The organism is Anatilimnocola aggregata (genome assembly GCF_007747655.1).
Lineage (GTDB): Bacteria > Planctomycetota > Planctomycetia > Pirellulales > Pirellulaceae > Anatilimnocola > Anatilimnocola aggregata.
Genome location: NZ_CP036274.1, coordinates 1,221,382 through 1,237,497, shown reverse-complemented (window position 1 = coordinate 1,237,497; position 16,116 = coordinate 1,221,382). Strand labels below are relative to the sequence as shown.

The following is a 16,116-nucleotide window of genomic DNA, read 5'->3' as shown; positions in this document are numbered from 1 at the left end:
TGCCAGCTGCCAGCCCCTCCGAGCTTCCCTACTTTCACTTTTCGATGCTCCCCGCGAGCAAGACACTCTGGCAACTGGAAATTGCCGTTCGAGCACTGAGTCTCAGGCAACTCCCAGCACTTGTTGCCGGAGCGAGGCGAAGTATTCGCTGGGTTGCGCAAAGAAGGCCTCGGGGAGCATTTCGTACTTACGCAGGGCGGCCTCGACCCTTGGAAAGCCTGCTGCGGCGGCCAGTTGAAAGGCTTGCTGCCCGCGGCTGATGCGCTCTGAGCGGTCGGCAAAGTTCCGAAACCAATACGAAGTCCGCTCGGGAAAGTAGGCAAAATGAATCACCGGTCGGAGGGCGATGAATTTGGCAGCTGGCCAATCGAAGGCGTCCACCGCGGCTTGCAGGCTGGGGCCGACCACATGTTCCTGTTCATACAAAAAATGAGCGGTAAAGATCTCCTGTTTTTCCGCATCCGTGAGCACTCGCCCGGTGCGCTGGGCGGCATGCACTTTATTCAGCGATTGCAGTAAGTCGAGCGGAACGAGGTCGGTCGCGGCGGCCTCTTCGCCATGTTCGGCGGTGAAATGAAAATTGGCGTACGTGTCGGCACAGACGCGGCGATTGATATCGCGAAACGCGTTAGCGAAACTGTCCAGCGAGGCGAGCTGGCTGGCCTTTAGCTCTGGTTGGAACGCATACTGCCAGGCGAGCTTCTGCCCCAGATCGAGGGCCCAGCGAAAGTAGCCCCGGGCCCACAACGCACCGTGCGCTGCGATGAGTGGGAAAATGTGATTCCCACCCGAAGCCCGATAAATGTGCCGATAGACCGATGCTCGCTGGGCTAATTGCGTCAGCGACCCCGCTAACTTCTCTCCTTCGACTCGCCAGGCTTGCAGCTTCAAGTGCAGTCCGTTGCGCTTCATTTCAAGCACTCCTATGTGAACGGTTGCGATTTGTTTCTGCCGGCGATGCATCGAGGCAATGCTTCAACCGTGGTTACCCGCAACAGATAACAGCGACTGCGCTGATTCTGCTCCAACCCTTGCCCCTTGGCCGCCCCCGTATAATGCGATCACTACCAGAACGAACCAAAGCACCATCGCTCCAGCGAGAATCCTGATGACAGAGGCCAGTCCAACCCACCATCGTCCCGCCAATCTGCAACAACTGCGCGAAAGTGGCTGGGTTTCGAAACCGGTCAAACGCGAACTGCACGACAATTTCCTGAAAGCACTCGCCAGCGGCGAGGATCTGTTTCCTGGCATCGTGGGCTACGAAGATACCGTTGTTCCCGAAGTGAACATTGCCCTACTCGCCAGTCACGACATGCTCTTCCTCGGCGAAAAGGGGCAAGGCAAGAGCCGGTTGATGCGCACATTGGTCCGTTTTCTCGACGAGGAAGTTCCGTACCTCGATATTCCCGGCGTCCCTTTGCACGAAGATCCTTGCTCGCCCGTTACCACGGTCGCTAAACGCTTCCTGGCCGAGCATTCGCCGGCAGAAACTCCGATCAAATGGTGGAAGCGCGAAGATCGCTACGCCGAGCGTCTTTCACCGGGAACGAAGTTTGCCGACATCATCGGCGAAATCGATCCCTCGAAGCTCGCCTCGGGTGTGAGCATGTCGACCGAAGAGGCGCTGCACTTCGGGCTCATTCCGCGGATGCATCGCGGCATTTTCGCGATGAACGAATTGCCGGAACTCGATGAGCTGGTGCAGGTCGGCCTGTTCAATATTCTCGAAGAACGCGATGTGCAGATTCGCGGCTTTCCCGTCCGCTTCGAAATCGACGTGCTGATCCTGTTCAGTGCGAACCCGTCGACCTACAACCGCAGCGGCAAGGTGATTCCGCAGTTGAAGGACCGGATCGGCAGTGTTATCCACACGCACTATCCGCGCGAGCGCGACTTGGGAATCAAGATTCTCGAGCAAGAGGCCAAGGTCGATCTGGGCGGCGATTACCCAGTGGTTGTGCCGTACTTCATGAAGGAACTGATCGAACAGATCACCATTCAGGCTCGCAAGAGCAAGTACATCGACCAGCAATCGGGGGTGAGCGCGCGGTTCAGCATCGCCAATTACGGCACCATGATCGCTTCCGCCAGGCAACGATCGGTACTGCTGGGTGAGAAGCCCGCCGTGCCGCGAATCAGCGACCTGGGGCATCTCTATTCATCGTCGCTGGGCAAACTGGAACTCGACATGATGGGAAGCCATCAAATGTCGGAACGACAGGTACTCGATGCCGTGATTGCTGAAGCGATTCGCAACGTCTTCAATCAATACGTCGAAGAGCATGGACTGCAAGAGATTGCCGAAATCTTTGGCAAAGGGGTAAAGATCGAAGTGGGCGATATGCTTCCTTCGGCGCACTATGCCGATCGACTCAAACGTGTGCCGCCAGTTTGGGATAAGGCCTTTGAAGTGAACGCCGCCAGCGATCCGGCCGTCCGCGCTTCGTGCGTTGAGTTCGTCCTCGCCGGACTCTACTCGCTCGACCGTATTAGCCGCTCGCAGCAGCACGGGCATATTCGATATGAGATCGAGTGAACCCGTTCAGGCGTTCGTGGACAACTCTCCAGCCTACGACGCTCGATAGAAGTCGGGGCGAATCTTGACACTGCTCAGCAACGTCCCCATAACCTCCACGTAACGAGCACCGGAGTAAGTTCCCGAGCCCGGCTGGCCACTGCGAAATCCCTGCGCCCAAGGATCGCAGAGGACGGCATGGGGGCCCCAATTGGCGTAATCGTTGATTTTCACATTGGCCCGGCCAATGATCACGAACGCATGATCTTCGAAAGCGGCGACACGTTCGATGGGGCGAACTCCCATGTCGTACAAAAACATGAAGGCGACAATGGAATTTTCGCCGCAATTGCCGCAGCCATTCTTCTTGGCATTGGCGGCGATAATGCGGTATTCATCGAGAACCGTCATCGCCTTTGTCTTGGCCTGAGTCGCAAACTCGGCATCGCTGTCGGGGCGTGTTTTGTCGTACACGCAAATGTCGGTCGCGTTTTTGTGGCTGTCGGCGAGGGCTTGCAGCTTCGCCTTTTCCTTCGGGTCCGTCTCGGCCGCGGCCTTGCGGGCATAGTATTCGTACGAGTTGGACTTCGTGGCGGGGGTATAAAAGTCCCAGTTTGCCCCTTTGATATTGTTCTTGGTCAGCGTGTAGTTGACCGCCTGCATGGAGTAGCCCAAGTTTTTCTCGATCGTCGAGACGGGCTTCTTTAAAATCCCCTTCAAAAAGTCCTTGGCTTCCTGCTCCTGCCCCGAGTTGGGAGGGTTCGCGGGAAGGGTGTGGAAACGTACGACGGTATAGGCGTATTCCCAGCGTTCCAGTTCCACTTGGAAGTTCAAATTGTCGTGTCGTTCATTCCAGAATGCTTCGCGAGTAAACTTGCCCAGAGCATGAAGGCCTTTGCACATTTCGCTCATGCTGAGGATGCGAAAGTTGTTGTAAGCAACTTTCCAATCTTTTTTGAAAGCAGCGGCCTCAAAGGCGGTGCGTTGTGAACTGGGCATGTTGGGGTCTCGCGTCTAAGTTGGGTGAAACCGCGGAGCCAAGTTCGCCGGCCGACCAGATTGCAGGCCGACTTAAACCAGATCACGCGATGGGTTCGTCAGGAAGCTAGACAGTTATCGCGACGGATTTCCCGCAGTTGCCAAGAATCGCGTAACATTTTTCTCGAGCCTACGCTTGATGAAATAGGCTGGCCACAGGCGCTACTGGTGCGCGCTTACTGAGACAGAAGAGATTGCCCCTGCTGGACTGCTGGCAGCGGCCCTAATGCTGGACGTTGCGGAATCCTTAACGCGTACCCTTAAAGAACTTACGCGAAAGGGGCGCGTTATAACTGGTCCAATGGCTTTCGCTGCCGCTGTCTTCTTGCAGCAGTTGTTTCACGGCGTGCATCTTGGCATCGAGATTGTCCAGATAATGCAGCGCCATTGCCTCCAGGGTCATTGGCAGCTTCGGACTGCCGAAGGCGTACTCGCCATGATGGCTGACGATCATGTGCTGCAGACGCAGGAGGAGTTCGCGCGGGAAGGCCTCGCCGGAAAGCTTGGCCGCTTCCAGTGACTTTTCGGCGACCATGCCGACAGCCATCACCACGTGGCCGATCAGCTGACCTTCGTCGCTGTAGCCTAGTTCCTTCTCGTAGGTGAGTTCGTCGATCTTCCCCGCATCGTGCAGGAACGCCCCCATCCGCAGCAGGTCGGGGTCGAGCTCGGCATAGTGCGGCGCAACCGACGAGCACAGCTCCATCAAGCTGACGACGTGTTCGAGCAGGCCGCCACGAAAGGCGTGATGATTCTTCACTCCTGCCGGAGCCGTGGTGAACTTGGTCATGAACGCTTCATCGACCAGAAAACTCTCGGCCAGACTGCGGAGGTGTACGTTGCGCACTTCACGCAGCATTTCAACCAGGCGTTTGGCCAGTCGATCGACATCGGCCGTTTGTAGCGTCGCGAAGTCCGCTTCGTCGATCTGCTCGCTCGGCACGCGCTCGACCTTCGTCACAATCATTTGCAGCTGATTGTTGTACAGCTGCATGGTGCCGTGAATTCGCGCGTACTGACCACTTTCAATCAGGTTCGCCGTGGCCTCGGTTGCGTTCCACAGCATTCCCGTCAGCTGGCCCGATTTATCTGCCAGCCGAAGTTGCAAGTACAAGTTCCCCTGTCGATTCGCCCGCAACTGCTTGTCAGCAATCAGGAAGACCTCGTTGATTTGATCGCGTTCGGCCAACTGATTGATGAAGCGTCGCGGCATGGGGAACTTTTAACTAGAAGCCAAAGGAACAGGGTGACAGCGAGAATACAATCGACTACTTCACTTTCACTTCAGCCGGATAAACGAAAGCGTCGTCGAGGCGAGTCACTTCCGCGACGGTCATTTCTCCCTTTTGCACCCACACGCGATAGTTCAGTTCCAGCGACTTCTGCGCATCGATTTCGTATTCGAAATACGAACCAAAGCGGCCGTAGTCGCGCTCGCTGAAGCGGGCCTCTTTTGGATTCTGCGGGCGGTCAAGCATGCCGATGGTGTACCGCTGATCGTCGAGCACGATCGACAGGGCGTTCCAAGGCAAATCGACGTGCGCCTTGTCGGCAGGCCAATTGCGGAACTTGCCTGCATCCCCCTTGCCATCGGGACGCAGATAATACGTCTGGGCAGCGGTCTTGTCGGGCACTTCTTGTGTGGCGCGGAACTGAAAGCCCGCGTGCTGCGGGTCGCCATCCAGTTTCACCGGGCCAGCCAGAGAATCGAGCCGCGTAGCGAATTCAATCAGCGTGCCGCCCGCCGTGTTGTAAGCCGTCATCTCGCGAGTCTCTTGCGCAAACGCCTTGCCATCTTTGCCGTGCCAATCGACTTGCACTGTGTGCCGGCCTAGCACCGGTCCCGCTTCACTGGCCAGCACCTTCTCGTGCGATTGAAACTCGCCGTTGTTGCAGTGCCACGTGTCAGCGGTTTGCTTCTCGCCATAGCTGATGCGGTTGAAGCCGAAATACAAGCCGCGATGATGCGGGAACTTGCCGCCGGGGCCTTTGGTAATCAGCCGCTTCCCTTCGGGATCGAACACATGGTGATAAGGCTTGAACGTGGCCGAGCGCGTGTCTTTGTTCGTCTCGTCGAGCTTGGCGTACATATAGCGCAGCACCGGCTTGCCCGCCATGATCAGGTCCATGTATTCGCCGGGCGTGTCCTTCCACTCCGTCACGGGCTTTTCAATGCTGGTAGCAGTGCTGATGGTCGCGGTCCCCTTCAGCGTATCGCCCGCTTTGAAGGCAGGAGCGATGAAGACCAGTTCCGCGTTCTGTCCACCAGTCGGAGCAGCCGCGGGCTTCGAGAGCAACGAAGGCTGCGTCACTTGAGCCGGAATCTTCTGGCCATTGATCGTCAGCGTGGCGTCGGCCGCTTTGAAGGCAGCGGGCAGGACGACGGGAACGCGAATCGGCTGGCCGGTGCGGTCGACGTTACCCGCCGCTACTTCAAACTCGGGGCTGAAGGTTTCGGCAGCAGCCAGCGAGGCCGTGCACAGTACAGGAAGCAAGAACAGCGAAAGGAGACTACGCATAACAGAGCACTCATCAGGCGGGAAAGGGAGTTTCTCAGCGACAGTCTAAGCGCTGAGGCGAACCGCCCAGCATAGCCAACTGCCGCAGGCGAGGCTAGGCGCGCTGGACGAACAAGCAGGCCTGACCGGCAGCAGCGACCGCGAGGAAATCGCGACGTTATTTTTGTCGTAAATGTTCAACATAGCCCCCTATTGTTGAACACTACCCCCCAGCCAAACCCGAGAGTTGCGCTATCTGCTGTTCAATTAAGGAACCCTTAATTGAACACCCCCCGATTTGCGGTCTGTATGCCGCGTTGTCACATCGGTCTCGCGCGATGAGGCATCATCTAGACCAGCATCATCGAAGCCAGCTTCTTCGTCAGGAAGAACTTCGCATGCCCGTGCGAATCCCAATCGGGAAGTGTGCCGGCAATTTGATAGCCAAGCCGCTGATAGAAAATCGGAGCCTGGTATTCCATCGTATCGAGATAAGCGTATCGGCAACCGCGGGCGAGTGCGGTCGCTTCAGCCTGCTGCACCAGGCGAGTGCCGATGCCATGCCCGCGCAGGGCAGAGTTTACGGCGAGAATCGATATCTTCAGCCAGTGGAACTGTGTCTCGGCAAACAGGCCGCCGCAGACCTGGCCGCCCGGACTGAAGGCAAAGATGTGGAGGGGCTGAGCATCGTTCTCGGTAGCCGCGCGGGCGGCATACCAGGCGGGATTTTGCTCCCGGTTGAATGTTCGAAGTTCGACGTTGACCGCTTCGCGCAGTTCCGCGGCAGGATCGTTGACGATCTCGATGCGAACCGCACCACCATGCGACTTAGCATCAAGCATTTAATAACTTCCCGATTTCAGCGGCACTGGGTGCCTGGGGTTTGCCGCCTGGAACCCGTTTCGACTGTGTTCTGCAGGTTGGGAACAGCCCGCGAATCGACCGCGGCATACCCCAGAAACGCGAGGTCAACGAACTGCAGAACACAGCTACCCAACGACTCGTTCCGGGAAGTTATGAAACGCAAGATGCTTATTGGAATTCATACTTGTCGGTCAACACTTGGGGCAGGTCGGCCGCATCTGCTCCCTCGCGCGTGGCTTCGGCCCACAGGTCTTTGGCCTTGGTGTCCGTGTCGCTACTTCGGTTTTTGGACACAGCGTAATACGCGCCCTTCACCAATTTCGAAACGGGATCGTTCGCATCCAGCCGTTTGTTAATGAGTGCCATCGCCAGCCCTTCAGGTAGGCTGTTGAGCGAGTAACTCTTATTCATGCCATTAATGCGAATCACGAGCGTCTCGGGAGACCGCTCGACCACCACCACGCGCGTGCTCGAACCAATCAGCAGTTCGGCACCAGCGTCAAAGTTCGGGTCAGCCATCAGCGTCTTGATCGACCGTTCGAACTGTTTGACGTATTCGCTCAAGACTTTCAAGCGATTGAGCATGGCCTTTTGTTCGGGCGATCGTGCCAATTGCTTGGCAATTTCCAGTTGCTTCTCCGCCTCTTCAAAATTACGTTCGGACAGCGCATCGCGAACGGTCGTCATCGCCTTCGCTAAACTGGCTGCCTCGACCGGTGTCAGCTTGGTTTCTGTCGGTGGTGGCGGCATCGGCGGCGGAGGAGTCGGAATCGGCATGGGTGTCGGTTCCGGCTTCGGCTCGGGGGGCTTGGGCATGGGAGCCGGCATTGCTGGCTCCGGAACTGGTTTCTTCACCTCAGGTGGTTCTGGTGGTTTGACCACCGGAGGCATGACGACTGGCGGTGGCGTCACAATCGCGGGTTGCTTGATTTTGGGTGGCTCGACTTTCGGCGTAACGGCCGGTGTGATCGGCGTAACGTCGGGAGCTGGATTTTCGGCCAACTCCGCTTCGGCACTCCGGCGGTTAGCCTGCACGATGGCAAAACCAACTGCACCGACGAGCATCACCACCGCGACTGCGGCTCCCCAGAACACCATCTTGTCCGACGAATTCTGTTGACCAGCCGCTGCGAGGCTGGCCGAGTAAGCCGAGTTCGCAGGCGAACTCGCGGGTGCCGACAGGGGGCCAGCGCCAGTTGCCGTGGGAATGGGGCTCGTCATCGGATTGCGCGGCTGCTCAGTCGCCGCAGTCACCGGACGAACCGGCGCAGCGACCGCTTTGCCCGTGGGAATGGCCGCGGGTACTGCAGGGGCTGGAGTTGCGGGAACCGCCACCGGCATCGCGACAGGTGCCATTGGATCGTAAGAAGGTGCCGCTGCGCCGTAGCCGCCGTGCGCTCCATAACCGGCCAGCGGTGGTTCTGCCGTGGGCATCGCCATCGGCACAGCTGGCTGAGCGTATGGCATGCCACCGTATTGGTTCGCCGGATATTGGGGCTGACCATATTGCGACTGCGGTTGACCATATTGCGACTGCGGTTGACCATATTGCGACTGCGGTTGACCATACGGAGACTGCGGCTGCGCGTAGGGTGCTACAGGCTGGGCATACGGTTGTTGTGCGTAGTCGTAAGTGGGCTGCTGATACGACTGCGTCGGTTGTTGATAGGGTTGCTGAGGCATGCCGTAGGCCGGCATGCCCGGTTGATAGTTGCCCGGTTGCATCGCCTGCGGATAGACCGGCGCAGCCATGGGATTCTGCATCGGTCCCTGCTGTATCGGCTGAGCATAGCCGGGCTGCATCATGGGCTGCTGTCCCATCGCCGGTTGCAGGGGATTGTGCTGCAGCGGCGCTGGCTGACCACCATACCCCTGCTGTACTGCCGCAGGAGCCTGTGCCGCTGATGAATTCCAGGCAGCCGCCGGCACGGCCTGCGCAACGGGGGCTGGCTGCGCGCTGGGTGCAGGAGCAGTCGGCGGTTGATAACTGGGTGGTGCACTCGCCGGCGCAGGGGCCGCTGGTTTTGGCGCAGGTGCAGACGCTGCCGGCTTGGGTGCCGCAGCAGGAGGATTCAGGTTGGCCGCTGCTGGCCGCTCGACTGGCTTGCTGGTTGCTGGCGGCGGCGATTCAGCGGGCGAACTCTCGGGCCCCGTGAGGCCGACGTTGGGCCCCATGCCGGGTGGGAACATCGGGTTGAACTTTCGCTTCTCACCGGTCGGCGGTGCCGCACTGGTCGTCATCGGGGGAAGCGAGTCGAGCGCATCTTTTTCGGGCGGCTCGGCAGTCCCCAGTTCTTTCAGTTCTTCGTCGTATTCGCGTTTCCGATCGCCATCAAGAAGTTTTCCTTTCGCCAGCAGCAACTCATCGAGCAGTTTCGACCAGGCGCGGGCATTCGCGCCCGGGCGAAAGCTGCGAACTTTGTTCATCGCCGTTTCAGCGGCCTTGGCAATCCGCGCGGGATCGCTTTCAAACGCTTCGAGTCCCAGCAGTTGATAGTGATTCGGTTCAGCCAGATCCCTCGGCAGTTCCAGCCATTCAGCATAGGGATTGAAGGGATCGGCCATGAGTGGCACTTTCAGCAGTTCGCAGGTAGTCGCAGAAATTCAGGCAGCCCCAACCAGAGGGGGCAATGGCTCACCATGATCTACAGTAAACGTAAAGCCCCGCGGTCGCAACACTTACTTGGAGTGCGGAAAACTGCGAGTCGATCCGCTTCGGGGGCGTGCGGACAGCCTCTAAGGGTTGAAACGAATGACGGAGGCATTTGGATGTGGGAATTCGCGGCAGAGTTCCGAAAATTCTGGTTCGCAAAAGTGAACCTCAAAAATCGACCTTGACCCTCTTTTCCGCATGGCCTATTCTCCCGCCACGTCAGTCGCACTGGCGAAGAAAAATCGGTTGGCAACGAGCCAGATTGCTCTTGTTGACTGAGCACGAATCACGTAGATCGCGACAGACTTGCGGCGTCCGCATGGTGGCCTTCCGGGCTTCGGCCTCGAAGGCTTGCGGACCGCGAATGAGCGGGTTGGCATGGATGCTGACAGCGCGCTTCGTAAGTGAGTTTGTCGTTTGCGGCGCGGCCAGCATGGATGCGAAGCCGCTAACCGTCCAATCGCTCCCGGTACAGCAGCCAAATCCTTGCCCCCCTGGGATTGAAGCAGCCGTCCGGGGGCTTTTTTTATTTCTTGCCGCAGAAGTTTCTCCTCGCGGCCAATTTTTCTCTCCCCCTCTCCCCCTCTCCCTCTCAACCCCTCCACTCTAAAATCGAGGGATGATCGCGCCCCTATCCAACTCCACGACCTTCCAAACCCCGCAGCTAAAAATCGGTCCGCTCGATATTGGCTTTCCCGTGGTGCAGGCGGCCCTGTCGGGGTACAGCGATTGGCCGATGCGGCTGATCGCGCGGCGGCACGGGGCTTCGTACACGCTGTGCGAAGTGATGCTCGATCAGTTTCTGGTGACCTTCAAAGACCGGCACAAGAACAAGCACTTTTTGTATCTGACCGACGAAGAGCGCCCCGTCGCTGGCCAACTGATGGGAGCCGAGCCCGAGCAATTCGCGCAAGGGGCTGTGCGATTGGCAGAGGCGGGCTTCGATGTCATCGACATCAACTTCGGTTGCCCGGTGAAGAAGGTGCTCGGTCGTTGCCGCGGCGGCTTTCACTTGAGCCAGCCCCCGGTAGCCTTGGAGATTATTCGCCGCACGCGCGAATCAGTCCCCGCGCACATTCCCGTCACTGTGAAGATGCGGCGCGGGCTTGATGATACACAAGAGAGCCGCGACAACTTCTTCACAATCATCGAAGGTGCCTGGCAGTTGGGCGTGGATGCGATCACCGTGCATGGGCGCACCGTTAAGCAGCGGTACATCGGCCCCAGCAAGTGGGACTTCCTCACCGAAGTGAAGAAGCTGTACCCGCAGAGGACGATTCTCGGCAGCGGCGATCTCTTCACAGCTGCGGACTGCCTGAACATGATGCGGCAGACGGGCGTCGATGGAGTGACTGTCGCCCGCGGTTGCATCGGCAACCCGTGGATCTTTTCACAGTGCCGGGCGCTGGCTGCTGGTCAACCGCTGCCACCGCCGCCGTCGCTCTTCGAGCAGCGCGACGTGCTGCGCGAGCATTTTGTCTTAGCCGAACAGCTTTACGGCCCGCAGCGCGCGGGACCACAAATGCGCAAGTTTGGCATCAAGTTCGCTGCCTCTCATCCGCAGCATCTGCTGGTGCGCGAATCGTTCGCGCGGATCAAAGACCTGGCCGAGTGGGAAACAGTGCTCAACCACTGGTATGCAGAAGATCTGCCGGGCTGCTATCCCGATCCCGCCGTGCATCGCGCGACGATGGAATGCGGGGATTAACAGAGGGCGTCACTAACGAACTAAGCCAGCGCCTGTGATTCTTCGAACAGGCGAATTCGTTTGCCGTCGTGCGTGGCGATTTGATTGCCACCCAGGTTCGCCGAGGTGTTTTGTGCGGCCTGCGAACGGAGGAACATGCGGGCACTGTCGTCGCCGGGCATTGCCTCGCAAATGCCAATGCTGAGCGTGATCTGCGAGGGTGTTCCCGCTAACTTCGGGCGGGCCGATTGCAGCGAGTGACGCAACCGCTGGGCCACTTCGATGGCAGCTTCGATGCTGGACCCGTGAATGGCGACCGCAAAGGCGTCGTCTTCGAAGCGGGCGGCATGATCCATTTCGCGAGTGACGCCGCGTAAGGCAATTGCCACGGTACGCAGAGCCATCGTGCAGGCTTCTTCGCCACCCTTGGTCGTCCAATCGAGCAAGCGATCGACTTGCACCACGAGCAGACTCAAGTGATGCGGTTCGCGTTGCATGCTGGCGAGCCGACGTTGCAGATCGTCGCGGAGCGCCTCGCGAGTGCTCAGACCGGTTGTCGAGTCAGTCAGTGTGGGGCCAGCAGCGACCGGCTTCGCGGACGTTTCCGTGGCGACTGCGGCGGCAGCAGGCTTTGCTTCTTCCGGAGCGGTTTGCATCGCCTGGACGAATGGCACGAAGGATTCGCCGTTGTGCCAATGTCCACAATTGCGGCCACCCCGTTTGCTGGCGTACAGCGCTTCGTCAGATCGCTCGAGGACGGTCTCCATCGTGTCGCGCGAGGTGAATTCCGACAGGCCAGCACTAGCGTTGACGTGCAGCGTCTTCCCTTCGTAGGCGATGCTCTCGGTGCCAATGGCGGCCCGGCAGCGTTCGGCAATGGGCAAGGCATCTTTGGCATGCAGGCCAGACATGATGACGGCAAACTCTTCGCCGCCGTAACGACAGACAAGGCCAGATCCGCCAGCGGCCTGCTTGAGCGCGCGGGCCACATGCCGCAGCACTTCGTCCCCCGCCTTGTGGCCGTGGGTGTCGTTGAATTTCTTGAAGAAGTCGACGTCGATCATCATCACGCACGAGGGAACTCGTTCGATGCGGAGGAGATCGAGGCAGCGTTGCATCTCTTCGTCGAAGGCACGGCGATTGGCGATGCAGGTGAGGGCATCGGTTCGAGCTTCGTTCACGTGCGATTCGATCAGGCGCGCTTGGCTTTCCAATTTCGATTCGGCCGAGTCGAGCTGTTGCTGCATCCAGGCATTGGCTTCGACCAGGCGATTGACGGCGCTATTGATCGTATCCAGATCGAGGGCTTCGCCCGAGTTGAGTTGGTCGTTGATCGCTTGCACGCGCAAGTTGTGCTCGCCGACTTGCGACGACACTTTCGTCGTCAACGCGTGGACCTGCGTCAGCAACTGCTTGGCAGCCTGGCGATTACTTTCAGCGTCTTGTTCGCTATCGACCGACGTCATGGGAGCGTGTTCCGGCGAGGCCTTCGCTTTGGCCTCGGTCGAACGGCGAAAACACCAGCCAGCGGCAGCACCCGCTGAGGCTGCAGTAAGGGCGACGGCAGCTTCCACAATCAGTGTAGTCATAATCAGTCAGTCGTTCTTGGCAAGCGACAGTAATGGTCACGCCCCTTGTGGGGAATGGCGGTCGCACAAACCTAGATTGCCAACTAGTGGTGTCAAAAACCCATTCGCGTGGAATGAATACTCTGTGCAATTAGCACAGGCAGATTGGGGCGATCGTGACGGTTGGGAGACTCTCGTCTAGCGACTCACTGAACCTACTTCTGGATCTCTGGAATGGGCCGGTAGTCGAACCATTCGTTGGGCTGAATGCGCCCAGGTTCTGGCCACTGAACCGAGTGGACATTGTAGACCGAGGCCATCCAGATTTGCGACTCGCGCGAGACGAGTCCTTCGGTGGCCGAAAGCTCGTAGCCAATCAAGTAGGAAGGTTCAGACAGGGTCTGCGCGCCTTGGCCATTGGTGTTGCGATAGACATACAACTTACCGGCGAGTCGCCCTTGATCGGGAATGTGATCGAGCGGATAAAGCGCGCTCCAGCGTTCCCCTGTTTCGACGGTCGTTAGCCGGACCAGCGGAATCTCTGCGGCCGTTTCCACTTGTTCGGGCTGTACGGGCGAAATCCCGATCTGGGCCATAATATCGGGGCTGAACAGCGTGGGCGAAGAGTGTGGAGCACGAATGATCTCGAAGCGAATGAAGATCCGCTCGGGAATCGCATCATCCCAGCCCAATTTGTTTCCGTCGGCGTCGGCCAGATGGACGTTAAACGTCGCGGTTCGATAGTTACCGCCGTTGAACAACTCCGCGCCTCGTTCGTCATTCCCGCGATAATAGGCACCGCCCAAGCGCGGTGGATGCTGTGGCCGCAGCGGATCGTGCAAATGGCTTTTAGTGGTAGTGCCACTGCCGAGCGTCGAGCTGCTGCCGCGCGAGGAACTGAGCAGACTGGCATTCAGCCGCGTCACCTCGCTGCTCCAGTACAAGTTCGTGATCCAGAGTGCGAGACCCATGAGTCCCACGAGGTACCACATTCGCGAAACGCCGGCGAGTTGAGGGAGCAGAGGTCGCGCCGTGGTGCTTCCTGCGTCGCTCTCCGTCGCACGCTTCTTCATCTTGCGAACAAAATCCTTGGTCCGCTCGATTGCAAGCACCAGCACGAGCAGGCCGATGGTTGACCAATAAACGGGACGGTACTGTGGCGCGGCAACCGCTTCCCAGCGCTTAATCCAAATGTCGACGGACGATGGTGGTGGGCCAAAACTCTTGGCCGCTTCCACCTCGTGAGCGGGCCAGGTCGCTCCTTGTTCGATCCAGTGCGTGAGGGTTTCAATTTGGTCAGCAGCCAGTGGCGGTCCTTCCAGGGGCATGCGCACGCCATCTTTCGTCGACCGGATGCGGCGCATTAGTTCGTTGCGCGAAATCGGCAGTTCGAGCGAGTTCTTACCAGAACCTCCACCTCGTTCGGCGAGTTCCCTTTGATCGAGCCGCAAGCCGCCGGCCGCCTGCTGTTCGCCGTGACACTTCCAGCAGTGCTCGTTCAGGATCGGTTGCACGTCGCGAACAAAATCGACCATGTCTTCGCCCTGCGCAGTGGCACTCACCAGCAGGAAACAGAAAAAATAGCCGCAGGTGGCTAGCAGGTTCGGTTTATGACGCGCAAACACGCTGGTTCAGTTCCTGCTGTCGCAAACTCGACCAGGCGAAGGCAAAATACTTCGCCGCGGGCGCGAGCGGGGATACAATCGAATAGGTGGTGATCGCGATGTGGCGTAACAGCCGCACCACTTGAAGCCTCCATTGTGAAGTTAATGCGAACATTCGGTGAACCCCCCATGCCAGCACTTTCGCCAAGTTGCCCCGAGCTAACGCTGCAGCAACTGAGCGCGCGACGGCATTGGCTGACGACCGCCGGCTATGGCGTGGGGCTTGCCGCGTTGGCGACGTTGCTGCGAACCTCCACGCAAGCAGCAGAAAAACACGTTGCAGTTGGCGGGCAGCCGACGCATCATCCGCCGCGCGCCAAGCGAGTCATCTTTTTGTGCCAGTCGGGCGGACCTTCGCAACTCGATCTGTTCGACCCCAAGCCGGGGCTGCGGGCTCGTCATGGCGAAGAGTTGCCGGCATCGATTCGACAAGGTCAACGCCTGACGACCATGACCTCGCAGCAAGGAAGCTGGCCAATTGCTGCTTCGCCGTTTGCGTTTGCCAGGCATGGCAAGTGTGGAATGGAGTTCAGCGAACTGCTGCCGCACACCGCCAAACTGGCCGACGACATTTGCTTGATCCGCACGGCCCAGACCGAAGCCATCAATCACGACCCGGGACTCACGCTGCTGCAAACGGGCAGCCAGCAGCCAGGCCGCCCCAGTTTTGGATCCTGGCTCAGCTATGGCTTGGGGACCGACAACGAAAACCTGCCAGCATTCGTGGTGATGATCTCTGGTGGTGAACCAGGCGATCAGCCTCTCTATGGCCGCCTGTGGGGTTCGGCCTTTCTGCCGTCGCAGCATCAGGGAGTGCGTCTGCGCGGTGAAGGCGATTTGATTCCTTATTTATCCAGCCCGCCGGGAGTCGATGTCGCCACTCGTCGCCGCACGCTTGATACGCTCGCAGCGATGAATCGCCTGGCGCAAACGCAACATGGCGACCTAGAAACACTGGCGCGCGTGCAGCAGTACGAGCTATCTGCCGGCATGCAGGCGGCTGTGCCGGAGCTGGCCGATTTTTCGCAGGAGAAGCCGGAAACACTGGCCGCTTATGGTCCCGATGTGCAACGCCCCGGTTCGTATGCGCGCAACTGCTTGCTAGCGCGGCGACTGGTCGAGCGCGGCGTCCGGTTCGTGCAGTTGTATCACCGCGACTGGGACCACCACACGAAGGTCGAAGCCGGATTGAAAAAACAGACTGCCGCCACCGATCAGCCGTCGGCAGCACTCGTGCAAGATCTCAAGCAGCGTGGCTTACTCGACGATACGCTCGTGATCTGGGGTGGAGAGTTCGGCCGGGCTGCCTATAGCCAGGGCGCGCTCGATTCGCCCACTTATGGTCGCGATCATCATCCCCGCTGCTTCAGCCTGTGGTTGGCCGGAGGAGGGACTCGCCCCGGCTATGTTCACGGTCGCACAGACGACTTCTCTTATAATGTCATCGATCAACCGGTGCGTATTCACGACCTGCATGCAACCCTGCTGCATCTGCTGGGGATCGACCATCTGCAGCTGACCCATCGCTCGCAAGGACACGACTTCCGCCTGACCGACGTTGCTGGCAACGTCGTCCGCGAGCTCCTGGCCTAGCGCTGCTAGCAAGCATCTCGGTAATGCTCGCAA

Annotated in this window: 11 protein-coding genes; 3 read left to right on the top strand and 8 right to left on the bottom strand. The window is 59.0% G+C overall.

Going from position 1 to position 16,116, the window contains the following annotated elements; all coding sequences use genetic code 11:
• Positions 1–102: 102 nt before the first annotated feature.
• A complete protein-coding gene (locus ETAA8_RS04765; RefSeq protein ID WP_145085642.1) occupies positions 103–912 on the bottom strand; it encodes a hypothetical protein in 810 nt (269 codons plus the stop codon).
• Positions 913–1,108: 196 nt separating this feature from the next.
• On the opposite strand from ETAA8_RS04765, the gene ETAA8_RS04760 reads away from it, so the two are divergent.
• Positions 1,109–2,539 carry a magnesium chelatase gene (locus ETAA8_RS04760; protein WP_145085639.1) on the top strand — a complete coding sequence of 477 codons (1,431 nt, stop codon included), beginning with the start codon at positions 1,109–1,111 and terminating at the stop codon, positions 2,537–2,539.
• A gap of 33 nt (positions 2,540–2,572) precedes the next feature.
• Here ETAA8_RS04760 and ETAA8_RS04755 read toward each other — a convergent pair whose 3' ends face one another.
• The 5 genes from ETAA8_RS04755 to ETAA8_RS04735 all read right to left on the bottom strand — a co-directional run bounded on the left by ETAA8_RS04755 (position 2,573) and on the right by ETAA8_RS04735 (position 9,483).
• Positions 2,573–3,517: a hypothetical protein gene (locus ETAA8_RS04755; protein ID WP_145085637.1), complete on the bottom strand. Its 945-nt coding sequence runs from the start codon at positions 3,515–3,517 to the stop codon at positions 2,573–2,575.
• Positions 3,518–3,803: 286 nt separating this feature from the next.
• The gene (locus ETAA8_RS04750) at positions 3,804–4,769 is read right to left on the bottom strand and encodes a 3'-5' exoribonuclease YhaM family protein (protein ID WP_145085634.1); all 966 of its coding nucleotides are present in this window, start codon (positions 4,767–4,769) and stop codon (positions 3,804–3,806) included.
• Between the two features lie 55 nt (positions 4,770–4,824).
• Positions 4,825–6,075, bottom strand: coding sequence for a DUF6807 family protein (locus tag ETAA8_RS04745; protein WP_145085631.1), 1,251 nt, complete (start codon positions 6,073–6,075; stop codon positions 4,825–4,827).
• A 329-nt stretch (positions 6,076–6,404) separates the two neighbouring features.
• Positions 6,405–6,896 carry a GNAT family N-acetyltransferase gene (locus ETAA8_RS04740; protein WP_145085628.1) on the bottom strand — a complete coding sequence of 164 codons (492 nt, stop codon included), beginning with the start codon at positions 6,894–6,896 and terminating at the stop codon, positions 6,405–6,407.
• A 190-nt stretch (positions 6,897–7,086) separates the two neighbouring features.
• Positions 7,087–9,483 (bottom strand): hypothetical protein, encoded by a 2,397-nt coding sequence (locus ETAA8_RS04735; protein WP_145085624.1) that lies wholly within the window; start codon positions 9,481–9,483, stop codon positions 7,087–7,089.
• A gap of 707 nt (positions 9,484–10,190) precedes the next feature.
• Between ETAA8_RS04735 and ETAA8_RS04730 the strand changes: the two genes are divergently transcribed.
• A complete protein-coding gene (locus ETAA8_RS04730; protein ID WP_145085621.1) occupies positions 10,191–11,279 on the top strand; it encodes a tRNA dihydrouridine synthase in 1,089 nt (362 codons plus the stop codon).
• 20 nt (positions 11,280–11,299) lie between these two features.
• On the opposite strand, the gene ETAA8_RS04725 is transcribed toward ETAA8_RS04730, so the two are convergent.
• Both ETAA8_RS04725 and ETAA8_RS04720 read right to left on the bottom strand, forming a co-directional pair.
• Positions 11,300–12,847: a GGDEF domain-containing protein gene (locus tag ETAA8_RS04725; protein ID WP_145085618.1), complete on the bottom strand. Its 1,548-nt coding sequence runs from the start codon at positions 12,845–12,847 to the stop codon at positions 11,300–11,302.
• A 194-nt stretch (positions 12,848–13,041) separates the two neighbouring features.
• A complete protein-coding gene (locus tag ETAA8_RS04720; RefSeq protein WP_145085615.1) occupies positions 13,042–14,451 on the bottom strand; it encodes a c-type cytochrome domain-containing protein in 1,410 nt (469 codons plus the stop codon).
• Between the two features lie 168 nt (positions 14,452–14,619).
• Between ETAA8_RS04720 and ETAA8_RS04715 the strand changes: the two genes are divergently transcribed.
• The gene (locus ETAA8_RS04715; RefSeq protein ID WP_145085612.1) at positions 14,620–16,083 is read left to right on the top strand and encodes a DUF1501 domain-containing protein; all 1,464 of its coding nucleotides are present in this window, start codon (positions 14,620–14,622) and stop codon (positions 16,081–16,083) included.
• Positions 16,084–16,116: the final 33 nt, after the last annotated feature.

Excerpts from the sequence above, each read along its gene's own strand:
- ETAA8_RS04765 (WP_145085642.1), bottom strand. The coding sequence starts at position 912 with ATGAAGCGCAACGGACTGCACTTGAAGCTGCAAGCCTGGCGAGTCGAA.
- ETAA8_RS04760 (WP_145085639.1), top strand. The coding sequence starts at position 1,109 with ATGACAGAGGCCAGTCCAACCCACCATCGTCCCGCCAATCTGCAACAA.
- ETAA8_RS04755 (WP_145085637.1), bottom strand. The coding sequence starts at position 3,517 with ATGCCCAGTTCACAACGCACCGCCTTTGAGGCCGCTGCTTTCAAAAAA.
- ETAA8_RS04750 (WP_145085634.1), bottom strand. The coding sequence starts at position 4,769 with ATGCCGCGACGCTTCATCAATCAGTTGGCCGAACGCGATCAAATCAAC.
- ETAA8_RS04745 (WP_145085631.1), bottom strand. The coding sequence starts at position 6,075 with ATGCGTAGTCTCCTTTCGCTGTTCTTGCTTCCTGTACTGTGCACGGCC.
- ETAA8_RS04740 (WP_145085628.1), bottom strand. The coding sequence starts at position 6,896 with ATGCTTGATGCTAAGTCGCATGGTGGTGCGGTTCGCATCGAGATCGTC.
- ETAA8_RS04735 (WP_145085624.1), bottom strand. The coding sequence starts at position 9,483 with ATGGCCGATCCCTTCAATCCCTATGCTGAATGGCTGGAACTGCCGAGG.
- ETAA8_RS04730 (WP_145085621.1), top strand. The coding sequence starts at position 10,191 with ATGATCGCGCCCCTATCCAACTCCACGACCTTCCAAACCCCGCAGCTA.
- ETAA8_RS04725 (WP_145085618.1), bottom strand. The coding sequence starts at position 12,847 with ATGACTACACTGATTGTGGAAGCTGCCGTCGCCCTTACTGCAGCCTCA.
- ETAA8_RS04715 (WP_145085612.1), top strand. The coding sequence starts at position 14,620 with ATGCCAGCACTTTCGCCAAGTTGCCCCGAGCTAACGCTGCAGCAACTG.